Source organism: Vibrio sp. HM8-C (assembly GCF_058630515.1).
This window is the reverse complement of the sequence record NZ_JBMMKS010000010.1, coordinates 41,818-63,031: the sequence shown is the minus strand read 5'-3', so window position 1 is coordinate 63,031 and position 21,214 is coordinate 41,818. Positions and strand designations below refer to the sequence as shown.

At 44.3% G+C, this 21,214-nt stretch carries 19 protein-coding genes; 11 read left to right on the top strand and 8 right to left on the bottom strand.

Translation table 11 applies throughout. The features are described from left to right. Window positions 1-23 precede the first annotated feature (23 nt). On the bottom strand, window positions 24-827 hold the full coding sequence (locus ACOSVQ_RS12715) for a DODA-type extradiol aromatic ring-opening family dioxygenase (protein ID WP_491982919.1): 804 nt from the start codon (window positions 825-827) through the stop codon (window positions 24-26). Between the two features lie 237 nt (window positions 828-1,064). On the opposite strand from ACOSVQ_RS12715, the gene ACOSVQ_RS12710 reads away from it, so the two are divergent. Beyond that, window positions 1,065-1,964, top strand: a complete 900-nt coding sequence (locus tag ACOSVQ_RS12710; protein WP_491982918.1) for a LysR family transcriptional regulator — start codon at window positions 1,065-1,067, stop codon at window positions 1,962-1,964. Between the two features lie 36 nt (window positions 1,965-2,000). On the opposite strand, the gene ACOSVQ_RS12705 is transcribed toward ACOSVQ_RS12710, so the two are convergent. After that, window positions 2,001-2,282 (bottom strand): DUF134 domain-containing protein, encoded by a 282-nt coding sequence (locus ACOSVQ_RS12705; RefSeq protein ID WP_165313211.1) that lies wholly within the window; start codon window positions 2,280-2,282, stop codon window positions 2,001-2,003. A gap of 123 nt (window positions 2,283-2,405) precedes the next feature. Continuing rightward, window positions 2,406-3,347, bottom strand: coding sequence for a LysR substrate-binding domain-containing protein (locus tag ACOSVQ_RS12700; protein ID WP_491982917.1), 942 nt, complete (start codon window positions 3,345-3,347; stop codon window positions 2,406-2,408). A gap of 153 nt (window positions 3,348-3,500) precedes the next feature. Between ACOSVQ_RS12700 and hisC the strand changes: the two genes are divergently transcribed. Both hisC and ACOSVQ_RS12690 read left to right on the top strand, forming a co-directional pair. Next, entirely contained in the window at window positions 3,501-4,574 is a 1,074-nt protein-coding gene (gene hisC, locus ACOSVQ_RS12695) for a histidinol-phosphate transaminase (protein WP_491982916.1), read from the top strand. Window positions 4,575-4,599: 25 nt separating this feature from the next. Continuing rightward, complete coding sequence (locus ACOSVQ_RS12690; RefSeq protein ID WP_165313217.1) at window positions 4,600-5,373, top strand: ABC transporter substrate-binding protein; 774 nt, start codon at window positions 4,600-4,602, stop codon at window positions 5,371-5,373. Between the two features lie 67 nt (window positions 5,374-5,440). On the opposite strand, the gene ACOSVQ_RS12685 is transcribed toward ACOSVQ_RS12690, so the two are convergent. After that, window positions 5,441-6,655 (bottom strand): cation:proton antiporter, encoded by a 1,215-nt coding sequence (locus ACOSVQ_RS12685; RefSeq protein WP_491982915.1) that lies wholly within the window; start codon window positions 6,653-6,655, stop codon window positions 5,441-5,443. A gap of 237 nt (window positions 6,656-6,892) precedes the next feature. Between ACOSVQ_RS12685 and slyA the strand changes: the two genes are divergently transcribed. From slyA to ACOSVQ_RS12660, 5 genes are all read left to right on the top strand, one after another. Next, window positions 6,893-7,366 (top strand): transcriptional regulator SlyA, encoded by a 474-nt coding sequence (gene slyA, locus ACOSVQ_RS12680; RefSeq protein ID WP_171137073.1) that lies wholly within the window; start codon window positions 6,893-6,895, stop codon window positions 7,364-7,366. A 17-nt stretch (window positions 7,367-7,383) separates the two neighbouring features. After that, window positions 7,384-8,442, top strand: coding sequence for an HlyD family secretion protein (locus ACOSVQ_RS12675; RefSeq protein WP_491982914.1), 1,059 nt, complete (start codon window positions 7,384-7,386; stop codon window positions 8,440-8,442). A 12-nt stretch (window positions 8,443-8,454) separates the two neighbouring features. Then, window positions 8,455-9,498 carry a DUF2955 domain-containing protein gene (locus ACOSVQ_RS12670; RefSeq protein WP_392477279.1) on the top strand — a complete coding sequence of 348 codons (1,044 nt, stop codon included), beginning with the start codon at window positions 8,455-8,457 and terminating at the stop codon, window positions 9,496-9,498. 244 nt (window positions 9,499-9,742) lie between these two features. Continuing rightward, window positions 9,743-11,056: an alpha/beta fold hydrolase gene (locus ACOSVQ_RS12665; protein ID WP_491982913.1), complete on the top strand. Its 1,314-nt coding sequence runs from the start codon at window positions 9,743-9,745 to the stop codon at window positions 11,054-11,056. Between the two features lie 480 nt (window positions 11,057-11,536). Continuing rightward, entirely contained in the window at window positions 11,537-12,832 is a 1,296-nt protein-coding gene (locus tag ACOSVQ_RS12660; protein ID WP_491982912.1) for a dicarboxylate/amino acid:cation symporter, read from the top strand. A gap of 83 nt (window positions 12,833-12,915) precedes the next feature. Here the strand turns inward: ACOSVQ_RS12660 and ACOSVQ_RS12655 are convergent, their stop codons facing one another. Next, the gene (locus tag ACOSVQ_RS12655; RefSeq protein WP_491982911.1) at window positions 12,916-13,593 is read right to left on the bottom strand and encodes a response regulator; all 678 of its coding nucleotides are present in this window, start codon (window positions 13,591-13,593) and stop codon (window positions 12,916-12,918) included. Further along, the gene (locus tag ACOSVQ_RS12650; RefSeq protein WP_491982910.1) at window positions 13,587-15,179 is read right to left on the bottom strand and encodes an ATP-binding protein; all 1,593 of its coding nucleotides are present in this window, start codon (window positions 15,177-15,179) and stop codon (window positions 13,587-13,589) included. The genes ACOSVQ_RS12655 and ACOSVQ_RS12650 overlap by 7 nt, the downstream gene beginning before the upstream one ends. Before the next feature lie 257 nt (window positions 15,180-15,436). Here ACOSVQ_RS12650 and ACOSVQ_RS12645 point away from each other — a divergent pair, with 257 nt between their 5' ends. Together ACOSVQ_RS12645 and nhaD are read left to right on the top strand one after the other, a co-directional pair. Then, window positions 15,437-16,843: an anion permease gene (locus ACOSVQ_RS12645; protein ID WP_491982909.1), complete on the top strand. Its 1,407-nt coding sequence runs from the start codon at window positions 15,437-15,439 to the stop codon at window positions 16,841-16,843. 238 nt (window positions 16,844-17,081) lie between these two features. Further along, complete coding sequence (gene nhaD, locus ACOSVQ_RS12640) at window positions 17,082-18,533, top strand: sodium:proton antiporter NhaD (RefSeq protein ID WP_491983005.1); 1,452 nt, start codon at window positions 17,082-17,084, stop codon at window positions 18,531-18,533. A gap of 53 nt (window positions 18,534-18,586) precedes the next feature. Here the strand turns inward: nhaD and ACOSVQ_RS12635 are convergent, their stop codons facing one another. Together ACOSVQ_RS12635 and ACOSVQ_RS12630 are read right to left on the bottom strand one after the other, a co-directional pair. Further along, the gene (locus ACOSVQ_RS12635; protein ID WP_491982908.1) at window positions 18,587-19,063 is read right to left on the bottom strand and encodes a methylated-DNA--[protein]-cysteine S-methyltransferase; all 477 of its coding nucleotides are present in this window, start codon (window positions 19,061-19,063) and stop codon (window positions 18,587-18,589) included. 1 nt (window position 19,064) lies between these two features. After that, on the bottom strand, window positions 19,065-20,432 hold the full coding sequence (locus ACOSVQ_RS12630; protein WP_491982907.1) for a DNA-3-methyladenine glycosylase 2 family protein: 1,368 nt from the start codon (window positions 20,430-20,432) through the stop codon (window positions 19,065-19,067). A 253-nt stretch (window positions 20,433-20,685) separates the two neighbouring features. Here ACOSVQ_RS12630 and ACOSVQ_RS12625 point away from each other — a divergent pair, with 253 nt between their 5' ends. Further along, window positions 20,686-21,123, top strand: a complete 438-nt coding sequence (locus tag ACOSVQ_RS12625) for a DoxX family protein (protein ID WP_491982906.1) — start codon at window positions 20,686-20,688, stop codon at window positions 21,121-21,123. Window positions 21,124-21,214 lie beyond the last annotated feature (91 nt).

The following is a 21,214-nucleotide window of genomic DNA, read 5'->3' as shown; positions in this document are numbered from 1 at the left end:
AGCTTTGCATTGAAATGATTTGATTAAGCAGCGATACCAAAACCGTACGCATCAAGAGCTAAGATTTCGAGATCAATAGCGCGATGCAATACTTCACCTATTTCATCATCGTAGCTTGTACCTAAGATACAAGGCAGAGGAAGATAATGATCCGGCGTAGGATGGTTGAACCTTGCATGAGGTCCTTGGTTTAAGTAGTCCAACAACGCACTGATATTACCTGATGCAAGCTGGTCACTCACCCATCCTGTAAACTGATTCACCTTCTCTACACGGTGTGGGTCTTGAACTGGTGCAAAGATTTCACGCAAGTTATGGCTAATACCACCAGAGCCTACAAACAGCACGCCTTCTTCACGAAGTGGACGTAACCAACGACCAATTTCGTAGTGAGAAACCGCATCCATATAGCTATTAATAGACACCTGAATGATCGGCACATTTTTTTGTGGATACATGTAAAGCATTGGTATCCAAGCCCCGTGATCCAAACCTTGGTTCGAATCAAGTTGAGCACTTATGCCAGCATTTTTTAGCAATTTAGCGGCTTTTTGAGCCAATTCAGGCGCACCTTTCGCTGAGTAGTCGATGTCATAAAGTGGTTTAGGGAATCCATAGAAGTCATGGATTGTTCCTAAGCTATGTCCACTGGTGATAGTGACTGGACCACGGCGATCGTAATGAGCAGAAAAAATTACAATTGCTTTAGGCTCTGGAAATTTTTCACTGAGCTGTTTAAAGAATTCTGTGGTTTGCGAATGTTCAAGCGCCATCATTGGAGAACCATGTGATAAGAACAATGCTGGCATACGTTGAGTTGATTTCATTTTACTTCTCCTGATTCGGCGGCTTTCGTTTTTAGTGTTAATACTATGTCTGGCTTAACACTATGTCTGTCCTAACACTATGCTGGTTTAAATCTAAGCTCGCCTTGACTATGTCGCTTAATATACCTATCAACTCACGCATGATAAAATAGCGCCATGTTGCTTAATTATAAATGTGGCATTGCTAATACAGGCAGAAGTTAATATAGACGAAAGTTAAAATAGGCAGAAATTAGTATGGACAAAATAGTTGCGATGAGAGCTTTCACAACCGTTGTATCGGAAGGAAGCTTCGTTAAAGCCGCTGACAAGCTGGAACTGTCACCACAATTGATCAGTAAATATGTTGCTCAACTTGAAGATGATTTAAAGATACGGCTGCTCAACCGAACGACGCGACGAGTAAATCTAACTGAGGCAGGACAAGCTTATTTCGACCGCTGTCATCAAGTATTAATGGATATTGATGATATGGAAAATGCCATTTCGAATTTGCATACTCAAGTTTCTGGCACACTGCGAATCAGCGCGCCAATGTCGTTTGGGGTTTATCATTTGTCCGACCCTATCGAAAAATTCCAAACTCAGTTTCCTGAAATTAAAGTCGAACTGTTTTTGACCGACCGCAAAGTCGATATTCTCGAAGAAGGAGTTGATATTGCGCTGCGTATCGGGCATCTCAAAGACTCAGCGCTTGTGGCTAAAAAAATCACGCCAATCAATCTGTCGGTCTGTGCGGCGCCAAGCTATTGGGATAAACACGGCAGACCAACCAGTTTTGATGAATTGTGTCAGCTTAATTACCTGCGTTTCTCTTACTCTGACCCAAGAAGCCTTTTTATACGTTGGCCAAAGCACCTATCTGCGCATGATTTTCGCAGTGATTTCGCCAGTAACAACGGCGATGTCATTGTCAAAACGGCAGTATTAGGTCGAGGTTACGCCATTCAGCCTACCTTCTTGACGGGATCTGCTATCGCGAATGGAGAGCTGGAAATTCTGGAAAATTTTCCTATCGAGCCGCTTGGACTTTATGCGCTCTATAGTCACCGCGAGTTTCTCGCCTCCAAAGTCAGACACTTCATCGACTTTTTGTCTGGCTTCTACGGCGATGAACCATATTGGGATAACTATTAAGAAAGAATTGGTGTTACGAATACCTGTGAGCCCAAATCACTCGGTTGGGCTCATCATCAATGCTTTTCCATTTAATAAACTGTCCGCCACTTTTTTACGTGCAGCCTTAACCAGATTGGCCAAAGTTTGTCTGGATACTCCCATCTCAACGGCTGCCTGCTGCTGCTGCATACCCTGATAATCCACTAGACGAATTGCCTCAAACTCATCAGCTTCAAGAAATACTTTTTCTAAACTTCCCATGGGTACGCCATTAGGTTTAAAACAGCTTTGAGCTGGAGAACCACAAATTTGACGAGGGATTTTCGGACGCGCCATAACGGCTCCTTCTTTGTATCTAATCTGAATAATTCTTATCTAATCTGAAATTGTCGACGTTTGTTACCGAACAAGTTTGCTTAAACAACAAGCTAGGTTAAACAACAAATTAGGTTAAACAAGTTAGTTCACAGCCATGGCCTGTTTTTCGATTGCTACTGATTGCTGGAAACCTGAAACGAGCCAATCTTGCAGCGTATCTAGCATAGGGTTATCACTCTGCTTTGGATACAAAAAGTAATAGCTTTGCCCTGAAAGTACCGTTTGATCAAATGGCTTTATGAGGCGATGCATTGCAAGATCTTGCTCAGCGAGAGTGATGTCACCCACTGCAATACCAAACCCTTGCTGAGCAGCGTTCATGGTTTGATCCAGTGTAGAAAAATGCTGATTACTTTTACTAAACAGCTCTTTTTTATCCATATGGTTTAACCACAGTTTCCAGTCACTTTGCTCCGTATTCGCGTGCAACCAAGTTAATCTAGGCAGATCTTCTAACACTAGCTGCTGTCCTAAATCGTTAAGTAACTCCGGACGGCAAATCGGCGTTAAGCGTTCTTCAAATAATTGATGACTCACTACCGAAGGTAGCTTGGGGGCTTTGCTGTACATAATCACTGCATCGAACAAATTAAAGTTCGGCTCTAAGTGATGCTTAATGGTTGAGGTCAGCTCCACATCAATATCTGGATGAGCATCCTGAAACGCCATAAGCCTTGGTAGCAACCAAGAGGTCACACAGCTAGGCGCATTAAGTTTAATGGTCGAAGGCGTTGACGATACTTCTTCAATAGCAACACGCAGGCGATGCAGAACATCTTCCGCGTGTGGAATGAATTTCAAGCCTTGCTGAGTTAGTGACAAACCTCTCGCATGACGAAAAAACAGTTTCACCCCTAACAGATCTTCCAATGAAAGAATTTGTCGGCTGATCGCTCCCTGAGTAAGGTTCAGAGCATTCGCTGCTTTAGTAAAGTTCAAGTGTTCTGCGGTCGCCAGAAAGGCTTGCAACGTTTTCGTCGATGGAAGATGCACACCATACCTCAAGCTATGAATTTTAATCATGGCTAGTATGTGTTTATTTCGATTCTTTTTACAAATTCTTTTTGATTGAATAATCAAAACAAAGAACGAATTGCAAATAAAAACAAATTAAATGCAATTAAACGAATAAAAAATCATGTTGTGCGACTAACTAGCACTAACGAGAGGTCAGTCATGTCTTCACTAGCAGCGTCATTGGTTCCAGAGGTCATAAAAAAATTAATACCTTATCAATCCGCAAGACGTATCGGTGGTTCAGGTAGAGTGTGGCTAAACGCCAACGAACTTGAGTTCCCAATTCATTTCGACAATCAGGCGAAGAGCTATAACCGCTATCCTGATTTTCTTCCTCATGACGTTGCTTCTGCCTATCAAAAATACGCAGGCGTAGAAACACCTGTGCTCGCCGTTCGTGGTGCAGATGAAGCAATCGACCTATTGATTCGTACCTTCTGTCAGCCAGGCAAAGACAAGATTGTTGTTTGCCCTCCGACTTATGCCATGTATGAGTTCTGTGCGGATGCACTTGCAATGGAAACCATTAAAGTGCCACTCGTTGGTGATGCTTTCGATTTGGATAGCCAAGGTGTCATTCAAGCGGCAAAAGAGGCGAATTTGGTCTTTTTATGCTCGCCAAACAATCCAACAGGCAACCTCATCTCGCAAGCTGAGATCATCAAAGTACTAGAAGGCACACAGGATGATGCCATCGTCGTAGTCGACGAAGCCTATATCGAATTTGAATTGACACAGAATGCGGCGAGTTTAATTGCTCAATATCCAAACTTAGTGGTTATCCGCACCCTATCGAAAGCTTTTGGCTTGGCTGCGGTTCGCTGTGGTTTCATCCTAGCGGATAAAAGTGTGATGGATTTCGTCGCAAAACTTATCCCACCTTACCCAATGCCAGATTCAAGCGCGACGGTCGTATTAGCGGCGCTGTCTGAAACAGGTTTAAAGCAGGTAGAAGAGAATACCCAAACTCTTATCAGTACTCGTGACTGGTTCATCGGTGAGCTTAAAAACTTACATTGCATTGCTCACGTTTACCCGTCATCCACCAATTTCGTGTTAGTACGTACACATTCAGGTGAAGACCTGTTTGCGTATCTTCTAAAGCACGGTATTGTGACTCGCAATCAAAGTCACGATCCTGCACTTAGAAACTGCGTACGAATCACTATCGGTAGCCAATCGAGCATGGAAGAAGTGATCAGTGTGCTCCGCAGTTACCCAACGCAATCGTAGATAATTTATTAAAAGGAATTAACCAATGAAAAAATTAGCTTTAGGTTTAGCTTGTTGTGCAGCACTGTTCGGTTCAGCAGCATTTGCAAAAGAAGTACGTCTTGCTTCTGACTTTACCTACCCTCCATTCAACTACAAGAATGCGGAAGGTACGCCTGTAGGTTTCGACATTGAAATCGCAGATGCGCTATGTGCTCAAGCAAAACTAGAGTGTACTTGGGTTGCACAAAGTTGGGATGCGCTTATCCCTAGCCTGTTAGCGCGTAAATCAGACGTGATCATGGCTTCAATGCGTATCACCGAAGACCGTAAGAAAAAAGTTCTATTCACTAACAAATACTACCAAACGCCAGCTCGCTTCGTGGCAGCTAAACAAGCAGGTTTTGCGATTGATGAAGCAGGCATGAAAGGTAAAGTGATTGGTGTTCAACAAGGCACGATTCACGATCGTTACGTGACTGACAAATTCGGTGCAGTGGCTGAAATCAAACGTTACACAGGTCAGGATGAAGTGTACATCGACATGCAAAATGGTCGTTTAGACGCAACGTTCGGTAACGCAGATCAGCTATCTCTGGCTTTCCTAGACAAAGCTGAAGGCAAAGGTTTTGAGTTCAAAGGTCAAGCGGTAACTGATAAAGCGTATATCGGCGAAGGCACTGCACTAGCACTACGCATGCAAGACAAAGATTTGGCTGAGAAATTTAACCAAGCGATCGTAGAAATTCGCCAAAACGGTACTTACGACAAGATTGCTGCGAAATACTTCACTTTCGACATCTACGGTGAAAACCTTTAATTGAGTTCACCCTCATTAAACATAATTGAGTGAAAACAGAGCCGGCGACCATGCCGGCTTTGTTGTTTCATGACGATGATTTCGCCACATGTTTGCTGTACCAATTCGCAAGAGGCTGTGCAGAAAATCCGTGGGCAAAAATACTCATCAGAACGGTTAGTGTCACTACCGCGAACAGCTTCTCATAACCTTGAATCGATCCAAATTCATGAGCAACCAGCAACGCATACAATATAGAGGCAATGCCTCTAGGACCAAACCAAGCGATAAAACTCATGGTAGAAAAATCCAATTTGCTACCCAGTAAACTTAAAATCACAGGCAGCATTCTTAATACCGTCAAACTCAATAACGCATAGACAACCACAGGGACGGTAATGTAATCCCAAGTGACTGGCACAAAGGCAAAACCAAAAACAAAGAAGCTGATCAATACCAATAACTCCCCTTCGCTTTCAGCAAAATCTTCAATGTGGTCTCGAACACTCTCACTGGTGTTGCCCGCATATAAACCCGCAAAAAAGGCTGCAATAAAGCCGTTACCAGAAACCACTTCAGCGCTGTAGTAAGCGAGAATGGCTAACGCTATCGGCACCAAGTTTCGATAAGTATCGACCATCCACTCTTTTTTCAAACAGAGCAGCTGTGCTCGCGCGCCCAAATAACCAATCGCAGCACCCGCTAATCCACCGAAGACAATCTGCTTAGCAACATAAATCATCCAGTTACCTTGCGGTTCATGGTTAATACCCGCACTGATTGCAGCAACTACCGTAATCAGAATAGGGAAAATAATTCCATCATTTAAGCCACTCTCCACATTGATGGTAGAGCGTACGGTCTTAGGCACAATAGGGTCAGAGACAACAGCCTTACCAAGTGCTGCATCGGTTGGCGTCAAGATCAAAGCCAGCAGCAGTAAATCGAGAAATGGCATATCAGGGAAAATGATTTTTCCCGCTATCGTTCCTGCGACCACAGTGATAGGCAGACCAATAAATAGAAGCCGAGCAGGGATTTTCCAAGATTGTTTTAGTAACCCTAGGTCCAACAAAGCCGCATCACTGAACAACACCAGTACTAAGGCAATTTCAACCAGTACAGTCACCATGTTGGCGTCAATATTGAGTTCAGCAAAATGCAAACCTAGTGGTGAAAACAGTAAACCCAAGCCAGTAAACACCATGGGGCCGGATATGTCGTATCGAGCGAGAAAGTTTGAAATATATCCATAGCTCAAGATCACTAATGCGATAACGAGAATAATAATGTGTTCTTCCACAAGCTCATGCCTTTAGAGAGTTGAAAGCTTTTAATTGTTTGATTTAACGACCGAACAATTTACGTAACCCTCTAAGAATAGACGATAAATTAAGTGATCCCTTATCCTTCGCTTCAATTACTTAGACTTACGAGCATGTGTCACAAATAAAAATGACTGTGATTTTCATCACATCTATTTACTTAGCGTGCTAACTAAATTATATTACTTAGCACGCTAAGTAAATAAGAGTTAATCATGGTGCACGACATAGCAAGCCTTAAAGAATTGTCTCTCGCTGAGCAGTTAGCCCGCGTATCACGCCTTTGGAAAATGGTAGCAGATCGCGAATTAGCTCCGCTCGGTCTTACACACCCACGCTGGACTGCCTTATGGAAACTAAGACGTCTAGGTGACAACGTAAGTCAGAAGAGTCTCGCTGAAGCGCTTGAAATTGAACTGCCATCATTAATGCGCACTTTAAATCAATTAGAAGAGCAATCTCTCGTCACTCGTTATAGCTGTAAAAGTGACAAACGCGCTCGAATAGTACGACTGACCGAAGACGGAAAATCTCTGCTCAAACAGATGGAAGAAAAAATCGTCGAAGTTCGTAGCCAGATACTGAATAACATCAGTGATGAAGAGATAAAAATGCTTTCATCGATACTCGACAGAGTCTCACAAAGCGCGCTTGAAGCACTTAGTCAAAAGTCAGAAACCTTAGAATAAAAGAGAAGTTTTAAATCATGACCCCAGATCAAAAATTCGCTCGCTGGATTAAATACTCCTGCTTCGGGTTTGTGTTTGTGTTCGCCTATTTTCTCGTAGCGGACCTTTCGATGCCATTGACACCTCAAGCAATGGCAACCCGTGTCGTCACCAAAATCGCCCCTCAAGTAGGCGGTCAAATTGCCAACGTCTATGTCAAAAACAACCAAGCCGTGCATAAAGGTGATGTACTGTTTGAAATCAACCCTGAAACTTACCAACTAGCGGTTGAACAAGCTGAACTCAATCTCAAACAAGTCATGCAAAACAACGATCAATTAGACGCATCCATTGCCGCTGCACAAGCAGATTTGAAAGCAAGCGTTATCGTTGCAGAACAAAAACATCGCGAAGCAAACCGTCTGAGTACTCTTTTCCTTCGTAACGGCACATCACAGCAGCTGAAAGATGATGCGCAAAGTGCAGCAGTTGCCGCACAAGCGAACGTATCAGCAGCGCAAGCTCGCTTGAAGCAACTGCAAGTTAATCGTGGCGAGGCCGGTGACAACAACGTTAGCGTTCGCGTTGCTCAAAACCAGTTAGATAAAGCTAAGCTAAACCTTTCATACACTCGAGTGGTTGCTGAACATGATGGGATTGTCACTAACCTACAATTGGAAAACGGTACTTACGCGAGTGCTGGTAGCCCACTAGTAGCGCTAGTGGCTGATGAAGTGGATGTGATTGCTGATTTCCGTGAAAAAAGCTTACGTCACTTTGCATCAGACAGCCGCGCGTTGATTGCTTTCGATAGCAAACCAGGGCAAGTGTTTGAAGCTCAGCTCAGCACATTAGACGCAGGTGTGAGTGCAGGTCAGTTCGCCGCTGACGGTAGTCTTGCTACGCCAACCACATCCAGCCGTTGGGTTCGTGATGCACAACGTATGCGCGTTCACCTAGCGATTGATAATAATCTGGTAGAGAAATTGCCTTCTGGCGCACGTGCGACGGTACAGTTGATTCCGGAAAACTCACTCTTTGCATTACTAGCGAGAGCACAAATCCACTTCCTTAGTGCACTCCACTATATCTATTAATTAGGAGGTGGCATGAGATTATGGGATCACCCACTGTCTGCGAACGACCTCAGACAGTGCCTGCGTATTGCCACTGGTGCAACTCTTGGTTTTACCATCAGTAAGATCTTTGGCTGGGATAACGGCGTATTCTTCACTGTTACACCCATGCTGCTTTTGGGTATGGTGCCAGTGATGAGCGCTCACGCCGCGCGCCAGCTTGTCGCGGCGGCAGTAGTCTGTGGTTTGGAAATTGGCATTTTGGGCGGACTGTTCGGTGCTCATCCGGGCATGATGACTATCATCGCGTTCGGTCTGTTCTTAGTGAAATTTGCTTGTATGTCAAAGGGCAGCCTGTTTCTGTTTGGCGCAAACAGCATCATTAGTTTGAGTATCATGCTGCACTTTGCCAGCTACCCAACGACAGACATTAACAATTTAGTTTTTACCAACTTACTGGCAAGTGTGCTTTCTGTTGTCATCGCATACTTAATGACATTTTTGATTCCCGATGTTGAGCCAAGACAGCCACCACCAAGACCAACGGAACCAAAGAAAAGTCATCGCATGCGCCACGAAGCAATCATGGGAGCGACGATTGCCACCTTGTCATTTATTGTCTTTCAGGTGTTCAATTTAAGTGACTCTCTATCCGCGCAAGCTACAACGGTATTGCTGCTATTTCCTATGAACTGGAATGGCGCTATGGGTTATGCGCGTAAACGTGCGATGGGAACATTGATGGGCGTAACCTTCGGTTTGCTTGGGCAGATACTGCTGTATGACTGGTCAGATTTACTACTATTCGTTGTTCCTCTGCTCTGGATCGGTTCCATGATCTTCAGTTACATGCACGTAAAAGAATCCAGCGGTTCAGGTGCAGGCTTTGGCGGCTTAACTACGCTTGGGATTTTATTTGGACAGTATCTTTCTCCAGGCGGTGACTTGGTTTACAGTGCTCTTTACCGTGTAAGCAGCATTCTTTTTGCGATTGTTGTGACACTACTGGTGACTTACTTTGTCCATCGATTATTAAACCGTTTTGAATCAACACGATTCAGCCATGAGATGGCATAGTTCGATTATTGAAGACCAGTAAAAAGAAAATTAAATAGATAAAAGGCGCCCACGAATACAAAACGTATTCATGGGCGTCTTTTTTATATAGAAGCGAACTATCAGTTGAAACAAGTAATCAGTTGAAACAAGTAGTCAGTTAAAACAAATAGCCAGTTAAACCCGAAAGTCTGTTGGGCAGTTATGCTAATGCTTGAGTTGTGCTAAGGTGCGGAAAAACAAATCCATAGGATAACTCTCAGCCATGTCTCTACTCGCTCAAAGCTTTATTGATAGCGGTGTTCGCTATACCCCACATACCTTTTCTGTACCACTGGATTACCAACATCCTGATCAGCAAACTATCGAGGTTTTTGCTCGCTCGGTAACATCAGCTCGTGGGGATGATGAACATAAACCTTGGCTTGTTTATTTTCAGGGCGGGCCGGGATTTCCTTCTCCTCGTGCCGTAGCAACCAGCGGTTGGATGAAACGTGCACTTCAACAGTTTCGTATTTTGCTGCTCGATCAGCGTGGCACGGGAAACAGCACCGTTATCAATCATCAGACACTGGCAGGAATGAGCCCTGAGCAGCAAGCGCACTACCTAAGCCATTTCAGAGCAGACAACATCGTTCGCGATGCAGAGTTTATTCGCCAGCAATGGAACATTGATAAGTGGGCAATTCTAGGTCAAAGCTTTGGTGGTTTCTGTTCGTTAACGTATCTGTCGCTCTTTCCTGAAAGTTTACTGCGTTCATACATTACTGGCGGGGTGCCTTCGATTTCTCGTCATGCGGACGATGTGTATCATGCCACCTATCAGCGCACATTGGATAAAAACGCCGCTTTCTTTGGGCAATTTCCACAAGCACAAGAGCTTTGCCAACGAATCGCCGATCACCTATTAACCCATGAGGTACTTTTACCAACAGGTCAGCGCTTCACGGTTGAACAGTTCCAGCAAATTGGTATTAATTTCGGTGTTAGCGACAGCTTTGTTCCAACCTATTTCACCTTGGAAAACGCCTTTATTACCGTAGAAGGTAAAGAAACGCTACGTTACGAGTTTTTGCAATCCATGATGATGGAGCAGAACTTCCAAACCAATCCTATTTATGCACTGTTGCACGAGTCTATCTACTGTCAGGGCTTTGCGTCGCTGTGGTCTGCTCATCGAGTCAGACAAAAGTTTCCTCAATTCAATTATCAAAGCGGTCAACCTTTCCTTTTCACTGGCGAAATGGTTTTTCCTTGGATGTTTGACAGCTACACCAACCTCAAGCCTTTGCAAAAAGCTGCGCAGATATTGGCAGAAAAAAACGATTGGACAGATCTCTATGACGCTAAAGTGCTTGGCAAGAACACCGTACCCGTAAGTTGCGCCGTTTATGCTGACGACATGTTTGTAGAGATGGACATTAGCCGCGAAACCCTCAAGCAAATTCCAAACAGCAAAGCGTGGATCACGAACCAGTACGAACATAATGGTCTGCGTGCAGACGGCGAACACATTTTGGATACGCTAATTGGAATGGGTGAGCAAACTGCAGCGAATTTAAACCTAGCTCTGCTTTAATATTCCGCCGTTAATTTACGGCTAAACAAGTGAAGTGTTGATTGTTGTCACTTCACTTGCTTCTCTTTTTTAAGGTTATTAAAACACCTCGTTATTCAAACGATTATCTTCAATAACGTGTCAGACACCCTGCCCATACCTCTACCGAAATTGCATATAAAATCACCAAACCGTTATTCATATGATTACCTATTCACCAGCTAATAACTGAACCAAATAGTCCATTTATAAACTTAACATTCGCTAGAATTTTGCACTCTTTTTACTCAATCAGCATTTTATGCTTAATTAATAATCACATTTGTTTCTAAAATCTAAATAAATGTTAATGAATAGTAATTACACCCACAAACAAAGTGACCGTGATCACACTCGCAAATTTCACACCCTTAATTGATTTTTGATTTTCGTGCTTGGCTGATACCCTGCCGCCCACTTCAAAATGAATGTTGAAGTGCATAACTATAAGGAGTGTTCTCAATGGATACCAAAAAGCCGTTATCCTTAACCAGCCGAGTTATCATCGGTATGGTCACCGGTATTTTGACCGGGTTTATCATTCGCGCCCTGTTTGAAGGCAATGGATTCGTCGACGCTTATATCGTCAACGGACTGTTTGAAGTTGGTGGCAAGATCTTCATCGCCAGCTTAAAAATGCTTGTTGTTCCACTGGTGTTTGTATCACTTGTGTGTGGCACAAGCTCTCTAAAAGACATCACGACTCTAGGTCGTATGGGTGGTAAAACTTTAGCGTTCTACATCATTACCACTGCTGTCGCTATTACACTTGCTCTGTTCATGGGTACTGTTTTCCAACCAGGAGCAGGTGCGGATCTAACCGCTGCCAGCACGTTCGCTGCAACTGAAGCGCCGTCATTGGGCAAAGTGATCATTGATATGTTCCCAACCAACCCAATCAGCTCGATGGCTGAAGGCAAAACGCTACAAATCATCGTATTTGCATTGTTGTTTGGTATCGCTATCAGTGCGGCTGGTGAAGCTGGCGAGCGAGTAGCTGCGATGTTCAACGACCTAAACGAAGTCATCATGAAGCTGGTTGCTTTGCTGATGAACATTGCACCTTACGGCGTGTTCTTCCTAATGGCGAAGCTGTTCACTGGCCTTGGTCTCAGTGCCATTGTGAACTTGGCAGAGTACTTCCTAGTGCTTTCTGCTGCGCTGCTGATCCACGGTTTAGTGACTTACAGCGTTATGTTGAAAGGTTTCGCAGGTCTAAGCCCAATTACTTTCCTACGTAAAATGGAAGATGCGGTGATGTTTGCCTTCTCTACGGCATCATCAAACGCAACGATTCCAGTAACCATGGAAACAGCTAAATACCGCTTGGGTGTGGACAACAAAGTGGCGTCTTTCACTATTCCGCTTGGCGCTACCGTTAACATGGACGGTACAGCGATCATGCAAGGTGTAGCGACTGCGTTTATTGCTCAGGCATTCAACATCGATCTGACAATGGGTGATTACCTAACCGTTATCCTGACTGCAACGCTGGCTTCAATCGGTACAGCAGGTGTTCCGGGCGTAGGTCTTATCATGCTAGCCATGGTTCTGAACCAAGTTGGTCTGCCATTAGAAGGTATTGCTTTGATCATGGGTGTTGACCGTCTGCTCGATATGATTCGTACTGCGGTAAACATTACAGGCGACTGTTGTGTTAGTTGTATCGTTGCGAAATCTGAAAATGCATTGGATATCGAAAGATTTAACGACCCAGCGGCTGGCGAGAAAGAAGAAGAAGTTCATCTTCATAAATAAGGTTGTGTGAAAACGAAAAGCCCCAAGTAGCTATAGTCAAGTAACTATAGCGCTTGGGGCTTTTATGTATCTAACTTTTGGTATTACTTTTTAATACCAATAGGGCGGCAATAAACACGCGTCGGTCGACCAACTTTTCCGTGTTCAAGAAATGCAGTTAATTCGCCTCGCTCTACTGCTTTATCCAGATATCGTCGCGCCGTACTTTTACTGATATTCATCATTTCGGCAACACTACTGGCTGTCTGCTCCACATGAGCATGAGTAAACTGGGCAACGACCTGATTCAACGTAAATTCGTCGGTACTGTTACCAGATTCCACCACCGAAGGTGCTTGGTGGAAAAGACTATCGAGTTCACTTTGATGCAATTTATTTGCTTGAGAGACATGCTGACGCACCTGAATAAACTTATTGAGACTTAGAGACAGTCGCTGGTAATCCACAGGTTTGACTAAGTAATCAAATGCGCCATAACGATGAGCCAAATTAACCGTTTGAGCATCGTTTGCGGCGGTAATTAAAATGCACTCAGGTTTGTGTTCTAGTTTGAGCCAGTCATACACCAAATCAACTCCGCGTCCGTCTGGCAAATAGTTGTCAACGATAACCAAATCAGGCTTGGCGATAGCCATCATCTCCCTTGCCATTTCAAAGGACACCGCAATACCGACAAGCTTGAGAGCAGGCTCTTTGGCAATAAAGTGGGCATGTAACGCTGCGATTTCGCTGTCATCTTCAACGATCATCACTTTCAGCATTGTGGCTCCTCATGCTTTGGGAAGTAGAGAGTAAACGACGTTTCTTGGGCGTCACTGTCCAGCTCAATGTGTCCATTAGCAGCTTCAATAATGGATTGAGTGAGATACAACCCAATCCCATGTTCTGCTGAATTAGATTTGGTGGTGTAGCCCAATGCCGTCAGCTCATCGAGTTGCTTAGTGATTTCAGTACCGTTATTAGTTACGGATAAACCAAACTCAAGCGACGATTCCCACATTTCCAATTCTATTTTTCCGTGGCTTTGCCCTTGCAGCGCATCCATGCTGTTATCCAATAAATTACCAACGACTGCACACAACAGGTCCTGATTGAGCTTATTTGGCAGCTTCTGCCAGTGCTCTTCATTGGGCAATAACAGCTCAACCTGACGTTCCTTTGCTTTCATCAACTTCGCCAGCAATAAAGCTGACAGTTGGGGAAAGCGATCAAACGATTTCAGTTGATCAAGCACCTGTTGATCTGCTCTGGATTGATTCAACACCACATTCAGAGCCTGCTCATACTGACCAAGCTGAAGCAAACCTGCAAGGATGGAAAGTTGGTTCTGATACTCATGTCGAGTCACCCTCAAACTATCGATGTATTGCCCGACCTGACTCAGAGTTTCAGACAGTGCCTGTAACTCTTCTGAAGCACGCAGACTAAAAACTGCACCTTCTTCGCTAGTTCTCGACATTGGTAGAGTCACACGTGTCATTACGCAGTTTTGACCATTAATTCGAACAAGCTTATCGAGAAAGTCATCACCACTTAATGAGAAAGCTTCGCTGTCATCGACCCAATCTTTAATGTGTGTGGAAAGGATATTGCGGTGAATACCCAACAACTTCTTCGCCGAATCATTAGCAACATAAATTCGACCATCGCTGTTCACTGCAAGCAGACCTTCGTGGGTCGCTTGCAATACACCTTGCTGTGTCACTAACGTCTGTTTTAATTCCCAAGGCTCCATATGTTGCATGTTCTTTTTCACATAAGTAGAAAAACGAACCGCAACGCCAATTGACACAACGATGATAAACAGCCCGAACATCAACAGTCCTGCTAAACGTTTACTGTTTAGCATCTCTAGCGTATTGAGTAGGTAGCCTACTTTGATCATGCCGATGATCTGCTGATCAGCATTAACAATGGGCGAGATATAACGCACCGAAGGACCAAGCGAGCCAGAGGCATAAGAAAGATAGGACTTACCGTGAAGCAACGCATCGTCAATATCGCCACCGGTGACAGGCAGCCCAATACGTTCTTCAACTGGGTGAGTCATACGAATACCCTGCTTATTACTTACCGTAATAAAATCCGCGTCACTAACTTGCTCAAGGGTTTTAATTAACGAATGAACGGCTGTGATGTCTTGTGCTTCTACTGCGGAAATTAAGCTTGGCATCTTCGCTAATTGTTGCGATTGAACCTGAGCCCGCAGGGAAATTTGCTTGGTCAAAACATCATGTAACTGATGCGCACTGTACACCCACCAGCCAGCAGCAACCAACAGCAAGGCTGCGCTTAACAACCAGAAGAGATGTTTGGTAAATGTGTCGGAGATAAAGCGTACTGTCATTGTGCACATCCAATTTAAAACGGGAGACCATAGCCTATTCGCGTATTGGCTCGGAATACGATTCGTGAGCTAACTCACCGTGGTGAATTTAATGATTTTTATGATTTTAAAACCGTTAATTTCACTGTGTTTACAAGGCAAATCAGAACCAACACCCACGCTGAAAGTTAAGCAAAAAACGAATGACTAGAAATTGATTTTACACAGTAAATGCCTCGGTTGAAGCGATATATATAGGGAAAACCTAGGAGGTAATTATGATTTCTTCAGCCAACTCAAGATTGCTTTTATTAGCATTACTCGGAGTCATTTTATGGTTCTTTCCTGTGCCAGATGGCTTAACAGATAACGCTTGGCAAATGATGGTTATTTTCGTTGTAACCGTTCTGAGCCTGATACTTGCTCCACTGCCTTTGGGCGCAATGGCCCTAATAGGACTTGTCGCTTGTACCATTTTAGGTGTGTTACCGATTAAAACGGCACTAAGCGGCTTTGCTAACCCAACGATTTGGATGATCGCAGCGGCATTCTTTATTTCACGCGGTTTTATCAGCACAGGTTTTGGTCGCCGTGTTGGTTACTGGTTTATCTCTAAACTTGGTCACAATTCACTTGGTTTGGCATACGGTTTGGTTCTGACAGATCTTCTTTTTGCTCCAGCAACACCAAGTACAACGGCACGTTGTGGCGGCATTATTTCCCCTCTTTTCCGCTCTGTCGCCGCAGCCTATGATTCCGATCCTGAAAAAGGAACCGAAAACAAAATTGGCGCTTTCCTTGTTCAATGTATCTTCCAATGTAACGCCATCACTTGTGCCATGTTCCTGACTTCTATGGCGGGTAACCCTCTGGCAGCCAACTTCGCAAAAGAGCAAGGCGTTGAAATCACATGGGCTGGTTGGGCATTAGCAGCGATTGTTCCAAGTGCATTGTGTCTATTCTTAATCCCTCTAGTGATGTACTACGTTTTCCCGCCAGAGTTGAAAAAGACACCTGAAATGCGCGCGTTAGCGAAAAAGCACCTTGCAGAAATGGGCGCAATGAGCCGCGCTGAATGGATGGTTGGTTTAACCTTCATTGGCATGGTAACTCTTTGGGTACTTGGTCCGACGTTAGGTTTACACGCAACTGTAACCGCACTATTAGGTCTGGTATTCCTGCTTATTACTCGCACCATTACTTGGGATGCAGTGCTTGGTGAAAAAGAAGCGTGGCACACCATCACTTGGTTTGCGGTATTGGTGATGATGGCAGCTCAACTTAACAGCCTTGGCTTTATCAAATGGTTTGGCGACTACGTGAGCAGCTCTTTATCTGGCTTTGGATGGGTAACCACTATCGCGATTTTGCTGCTGGTTTACTACTACAGCCACTATTTAATGGCGAGTGCGATGGCGCACATCAGCGCGATGTATTCGGCGTTCCTTGCAATTGCGATTTCAGCAGGTGCACCTCCAATGCTGGCAGCAATTGTTCTGGGCATTTTCAGTAACCTTTATATGTCTACAACCCACTACTCTTCAGGCCCTGCTCCTATTCTGTTTGGTGCGGGTTACCATTCACTACAAAACTGGTGGAAGATTGGTTTCGTGTTCTCACTCATCGTTATCCCTATCTTCTTCTTCGTAGGTGGCGCATGGTGGAAAATTCTGGGCATGTGGTAAGCCATACTTTGAGAAATTAAATTTCACACTATTTTTAGCCCATCTTCGGATGGGCTATTTCGTTTTCAGTTAACTGAATTCACTCAATATTTGCCCAAGCTCACACTCCAGCGATTAAATAAATTTATCTGCAACCAGAACCTACCAAGTTCACACTCTGAGCAAATTTTCCTTCCTAAACTGATGCATATCCTTTCCACAACGCTGCAAGAAAGTCTGAGGATTCATAATGAAAAGAATGCGTTACTTTCCTCATTGGGTATTTGCCCTTTTATTTATCGTGATTTCCTCACCAAGCTTTGCCTCCGGTAGCGCAACCCACGGCTTAAATTTAACCCAATCATTGGTTGGCTATACGGCGGTATTCATCTTTATCTTTGCTTATGTGTTAGTAACTCTCGAAGAGTACCTAAAGCTTCGAAAATCCAAACCTGTATTACTGGCCGCGGGTCTGATTTGGGCAATGATTGGCTATGTCTACCAACAGCAAGGCGCAACTGAAATTGCTCGCGAAGCACTTGAATACAACCTATTAGAATACGCAGAGCTGTTACTGTTCTTACTCGTCGCTATGACCTATATCAGTGCTATGGAGGAACGAAGACTTTTTGATGCTTTGCAAGCATGGATGGTCAGTAAAGGGTTTAATTATCGCACCCTGTTTTGGATAACAGGATTACTCGCTTTCTTCATTTCTCCCATCGCGGACAACTTAACTACAGCACTTTTAATGTGTGCTGTGGTGATGAAGGTGGGAGGTAAACACAATCAATTTATTAATATCGCCTGTATTAACATCGTCATTGCCGCCAACGCAGGCGGCGCTTTCAGTCCTTTTGGCGATATTACGACACTGATGGTGTGGCAAGCTGGGCATGTGAACTTTACTGAGTTCTTAAGCCTGTTTATTCCAGCCATATCTAACTACATGGTTCCCGCGCTGATTATGACCTTCTTTGTACCGAAAGAGACACCTGACACGGTAAACGAACATGTTGAATTAAAACGCGGTGCAAGACGTATCGTGCTGCTGTTTATTCTTACCATTGTTACGGCAGTTAGCTTCCACGCCTTATTCCATTTCCCACCAGTAATGGGAATGATGATGGGCTTGGCCTATTTGCAATTCTTCGGCTATTTCTTGCGTAAAACTCTGGCAGGTTCTCTAGCAAAGAAAACTGCTTTGGCTATCGCCAACAACGATGAAGCCGCTCTGAAACGAATTGGTTCTGTGGTTCCTTTTGACGTATTTAGCCGAGTATCGCATGCAGAATGGGACACGCTTTTGTTCTTCTACGGGGTGGTTATGTGTGTGGGCGGGCTCAGTTTATTAGGCTATCTCACCCTGATTTCTGAAATTATCTACACCCAGTGGGATCCAATGTGGGCGAACGTCACTGTGGGTATCCTCTCTTCCATCATCGATAACATTCCAGTGATGTTTGCCGTTCTGTCGATGGAACCTTATATGTCTTTGGGTAACTGGTTGCTAGTAACACTGACCGCAGGTGTAGGTGGCAGCTTATTATCAATCGGTTCTGCCGCAGGTGTCGCGTTGATGGGAGCTGCCCACGGCAAATACACATTCTTCGGTCATTTGAAGTGGGCACCAGCGATTATATTGGGTTATGCGGTGAGTATTGTTTTGCATCTGATGCTTAACCACGCATCGTTCAATGTCTTCTTTTAACTTGGGCATTTTATGAGTAGCAACTGGTGGCAAATGGTATAACGTTTTTATTGTTACGCTTTGGTTTGTTCCAGTTGCAATAGCTTCTCTTTGGTTTCTACACCGCCTGCATATCCCGTTAGCTTACCGTTTTTACCAATGACTCGGTGACACGGCACTATGATGGATATCGGGTTTTTCCCGTTAGCTAAGCCGACCGCTCGCACGGCTTTTGGATTGCCAATTTCATCCGCCAGTTGTTGATAGCTCCAAGTTTCACCGTAAGGGATACGGCACAGCGCCTGCCAAACTGACTGCTGAAAATCGGTTCCCTTTGCGGCTAATGGCAAATCAAACTGGGTACGTTGACCTGAGAAATATTCCTCTAGCTGACTCTTAGTCCGATTCAAAATTTCATGGGTTTCACTGTAAATACCCAATTCTTTGGGCTGTGTCGTCTGTGTTTCAAACCAAGCGCCAAGCAAACCGCTGTCGTTTGCTTGAAGAGTCATTTGCCCATGCGGACTCTGGAAAAAGGCGTAGTAATTCATATTATTGGTTCCAACAGTGGAAAGTTGCGTAGCTACCCCATGGCGCTACTTTTTGTTTGTTCAGTTGTGGGTAATGAACAAGAGCCTTCTTAACCACCAAATCGGTGTCCAGAAAACAGTCGCTATCTGATAAGCCTCTTAAGCGCGCGTAGTTCACTGTCCAAGGTCCAACGCCTTTCAAGTTAAGCCATTGGTCAACGTCTTCATCAAAATGCTCGAGCATATATTGAGCAAAACGGCTCAACGTATCTTTGCGACTTTGTGGCATACGTAAAAAGGACAGATCAGCCTTTGCGACTTGATCAGGCGAAGGAAATGCCACATCTTCACCAAGTGGAGTGAGTGTTTCTGTCAGTAGATTAAGCTGCCCTATCGCCGCTTTAATCGATACCTGCTGTCCTAATATCGCTCTCACTCCCGCTTCCCAAGCATTCCATACACCAGGTATACGAATTCCAGAGTTTTTTACTAAACCCGGAGCAGCTTGTTCCAATTGGTTTTCTACCGCAACAATATCGACATCTAAATCGAACAATCGCCTTAGTTTAACCACCAGCTGGCGTAAATCAGCCATCGACTCTAACTCAAACTCAATATCTAAATGAGTACTGGAGTTCTTAGTGGCTTTAAACCAACCTTTGCCTTGGCTTAATCTAACGTGTCGAGCATAGCTGTTGTCATCAACGGCTTCGAGACCATGAATCGCTCTTAGGCGGAAAAAAGCGAGCATATGTGACCAATCAAAAGGTCCTCGGAAAGCCAAAGACAACTGATTCTTTGCCGTCACTTGAGCTTGCTCTTTGCGCACTTGAGAAGGCGTTAATTGTAATACCTTCTGAAAAGCGTCGTTAAAACGCCGTGTGCTGTTAAATCCACAGGCAAAGCCAATATCCGTGATTGCCATTTGGCTATTGTGAAGAAGCTGCTTAGCAAACATAAGCTGATGATATTGAGCGTATTGTTTCGGCGACATGCCAAGGTGAGTTTGAAATAGCTGACGCAGATAGCGATCAGAAATACCAAGTCGCTCTGCAAGTTCGCTAAGTGAATGGCTTTGCAACTCGCCGCTGTCAATCATCGACAGGGCGCGAATAAAAGTCGTCTCAACCCCTTTCCACGCCCAAGAACTAGGCGCACTGTCTGGTCTGCAACGCAAACACGGGCGATAACCTGCTTGAAGTGCTTGAGCTTGGTTTAAGAAGTATTCGACATTCTCTTCTTTTGGAAGATTGGCTGGGCAGATAGGACGACAGAATATGCCGGTTGTTTTTACCGCCACATAAAACTGTCCGTCAAAACGCGCATCTCTGCTTAGGCGCGCTTTTTGACACTGCTCATGAGTGAGCCTAGCTTCCGCTTGAATCGCCATGATCTATCCTTAAACGATGAAATTAACTTTAGTTTACGTTGCTTGCACCATAACACTAGCCATTTTCGGAACTGAATGATTGGCAATGTGCGAAATGATGCCAGTTTAACGCCAAAGTTCATTCGAATTTTTCAAACAACAAAGTCAATCAATATAGATTATCAATTCTTCATTCGTCTTCTAAACTTTATTCCAACAGTAACAGACAACATCAAAACTTATTCGAAAGTTTTGAATTTTGAGGAATCTAAATATGTCAGCTCTTAAAAAACTCCTTGCATCAAATGCAGGTTTTGCTCCACTCGCTTTGCGTCTTCCTATCAGTATCATTTTTATGGCGCACGGTTCTCAGAAACTTTTTGGCTGGTTTGGCGGCTACGGTCTTCAAGGCACTGGTCAATGGATGGCATCAATTGGTTTAGAACCAGGCGTGCTGATGGCCTTCCTAGCAGGTAGCGGTGAGTTCTTCGGAGGTCTATTCATCCTAATCGGCTTGCTAACTCGTCCAGCAGCAGCGGTTCTTGCTTTCACTATGGTGGTTGCAATCCTGAGCACACACATTAGCAATGGTTTGTTCCTGTCTAATGGTGGTTACGAATTTGGTCTAGCACTTCTCGCGGCAGCAGTATCACTTGCTATCTCTGGTGCAGGCAAACTGAGTGTGGACAGCGTACTAAGCCAATCAAAGTAATCTGGCTGCACAACACTTTCAGTGAGTTTAAATATGTAAAAGGCGAGCATCTGCTCGCCTTTTGCTTTTCGATAAAATTCTACGGCTATCT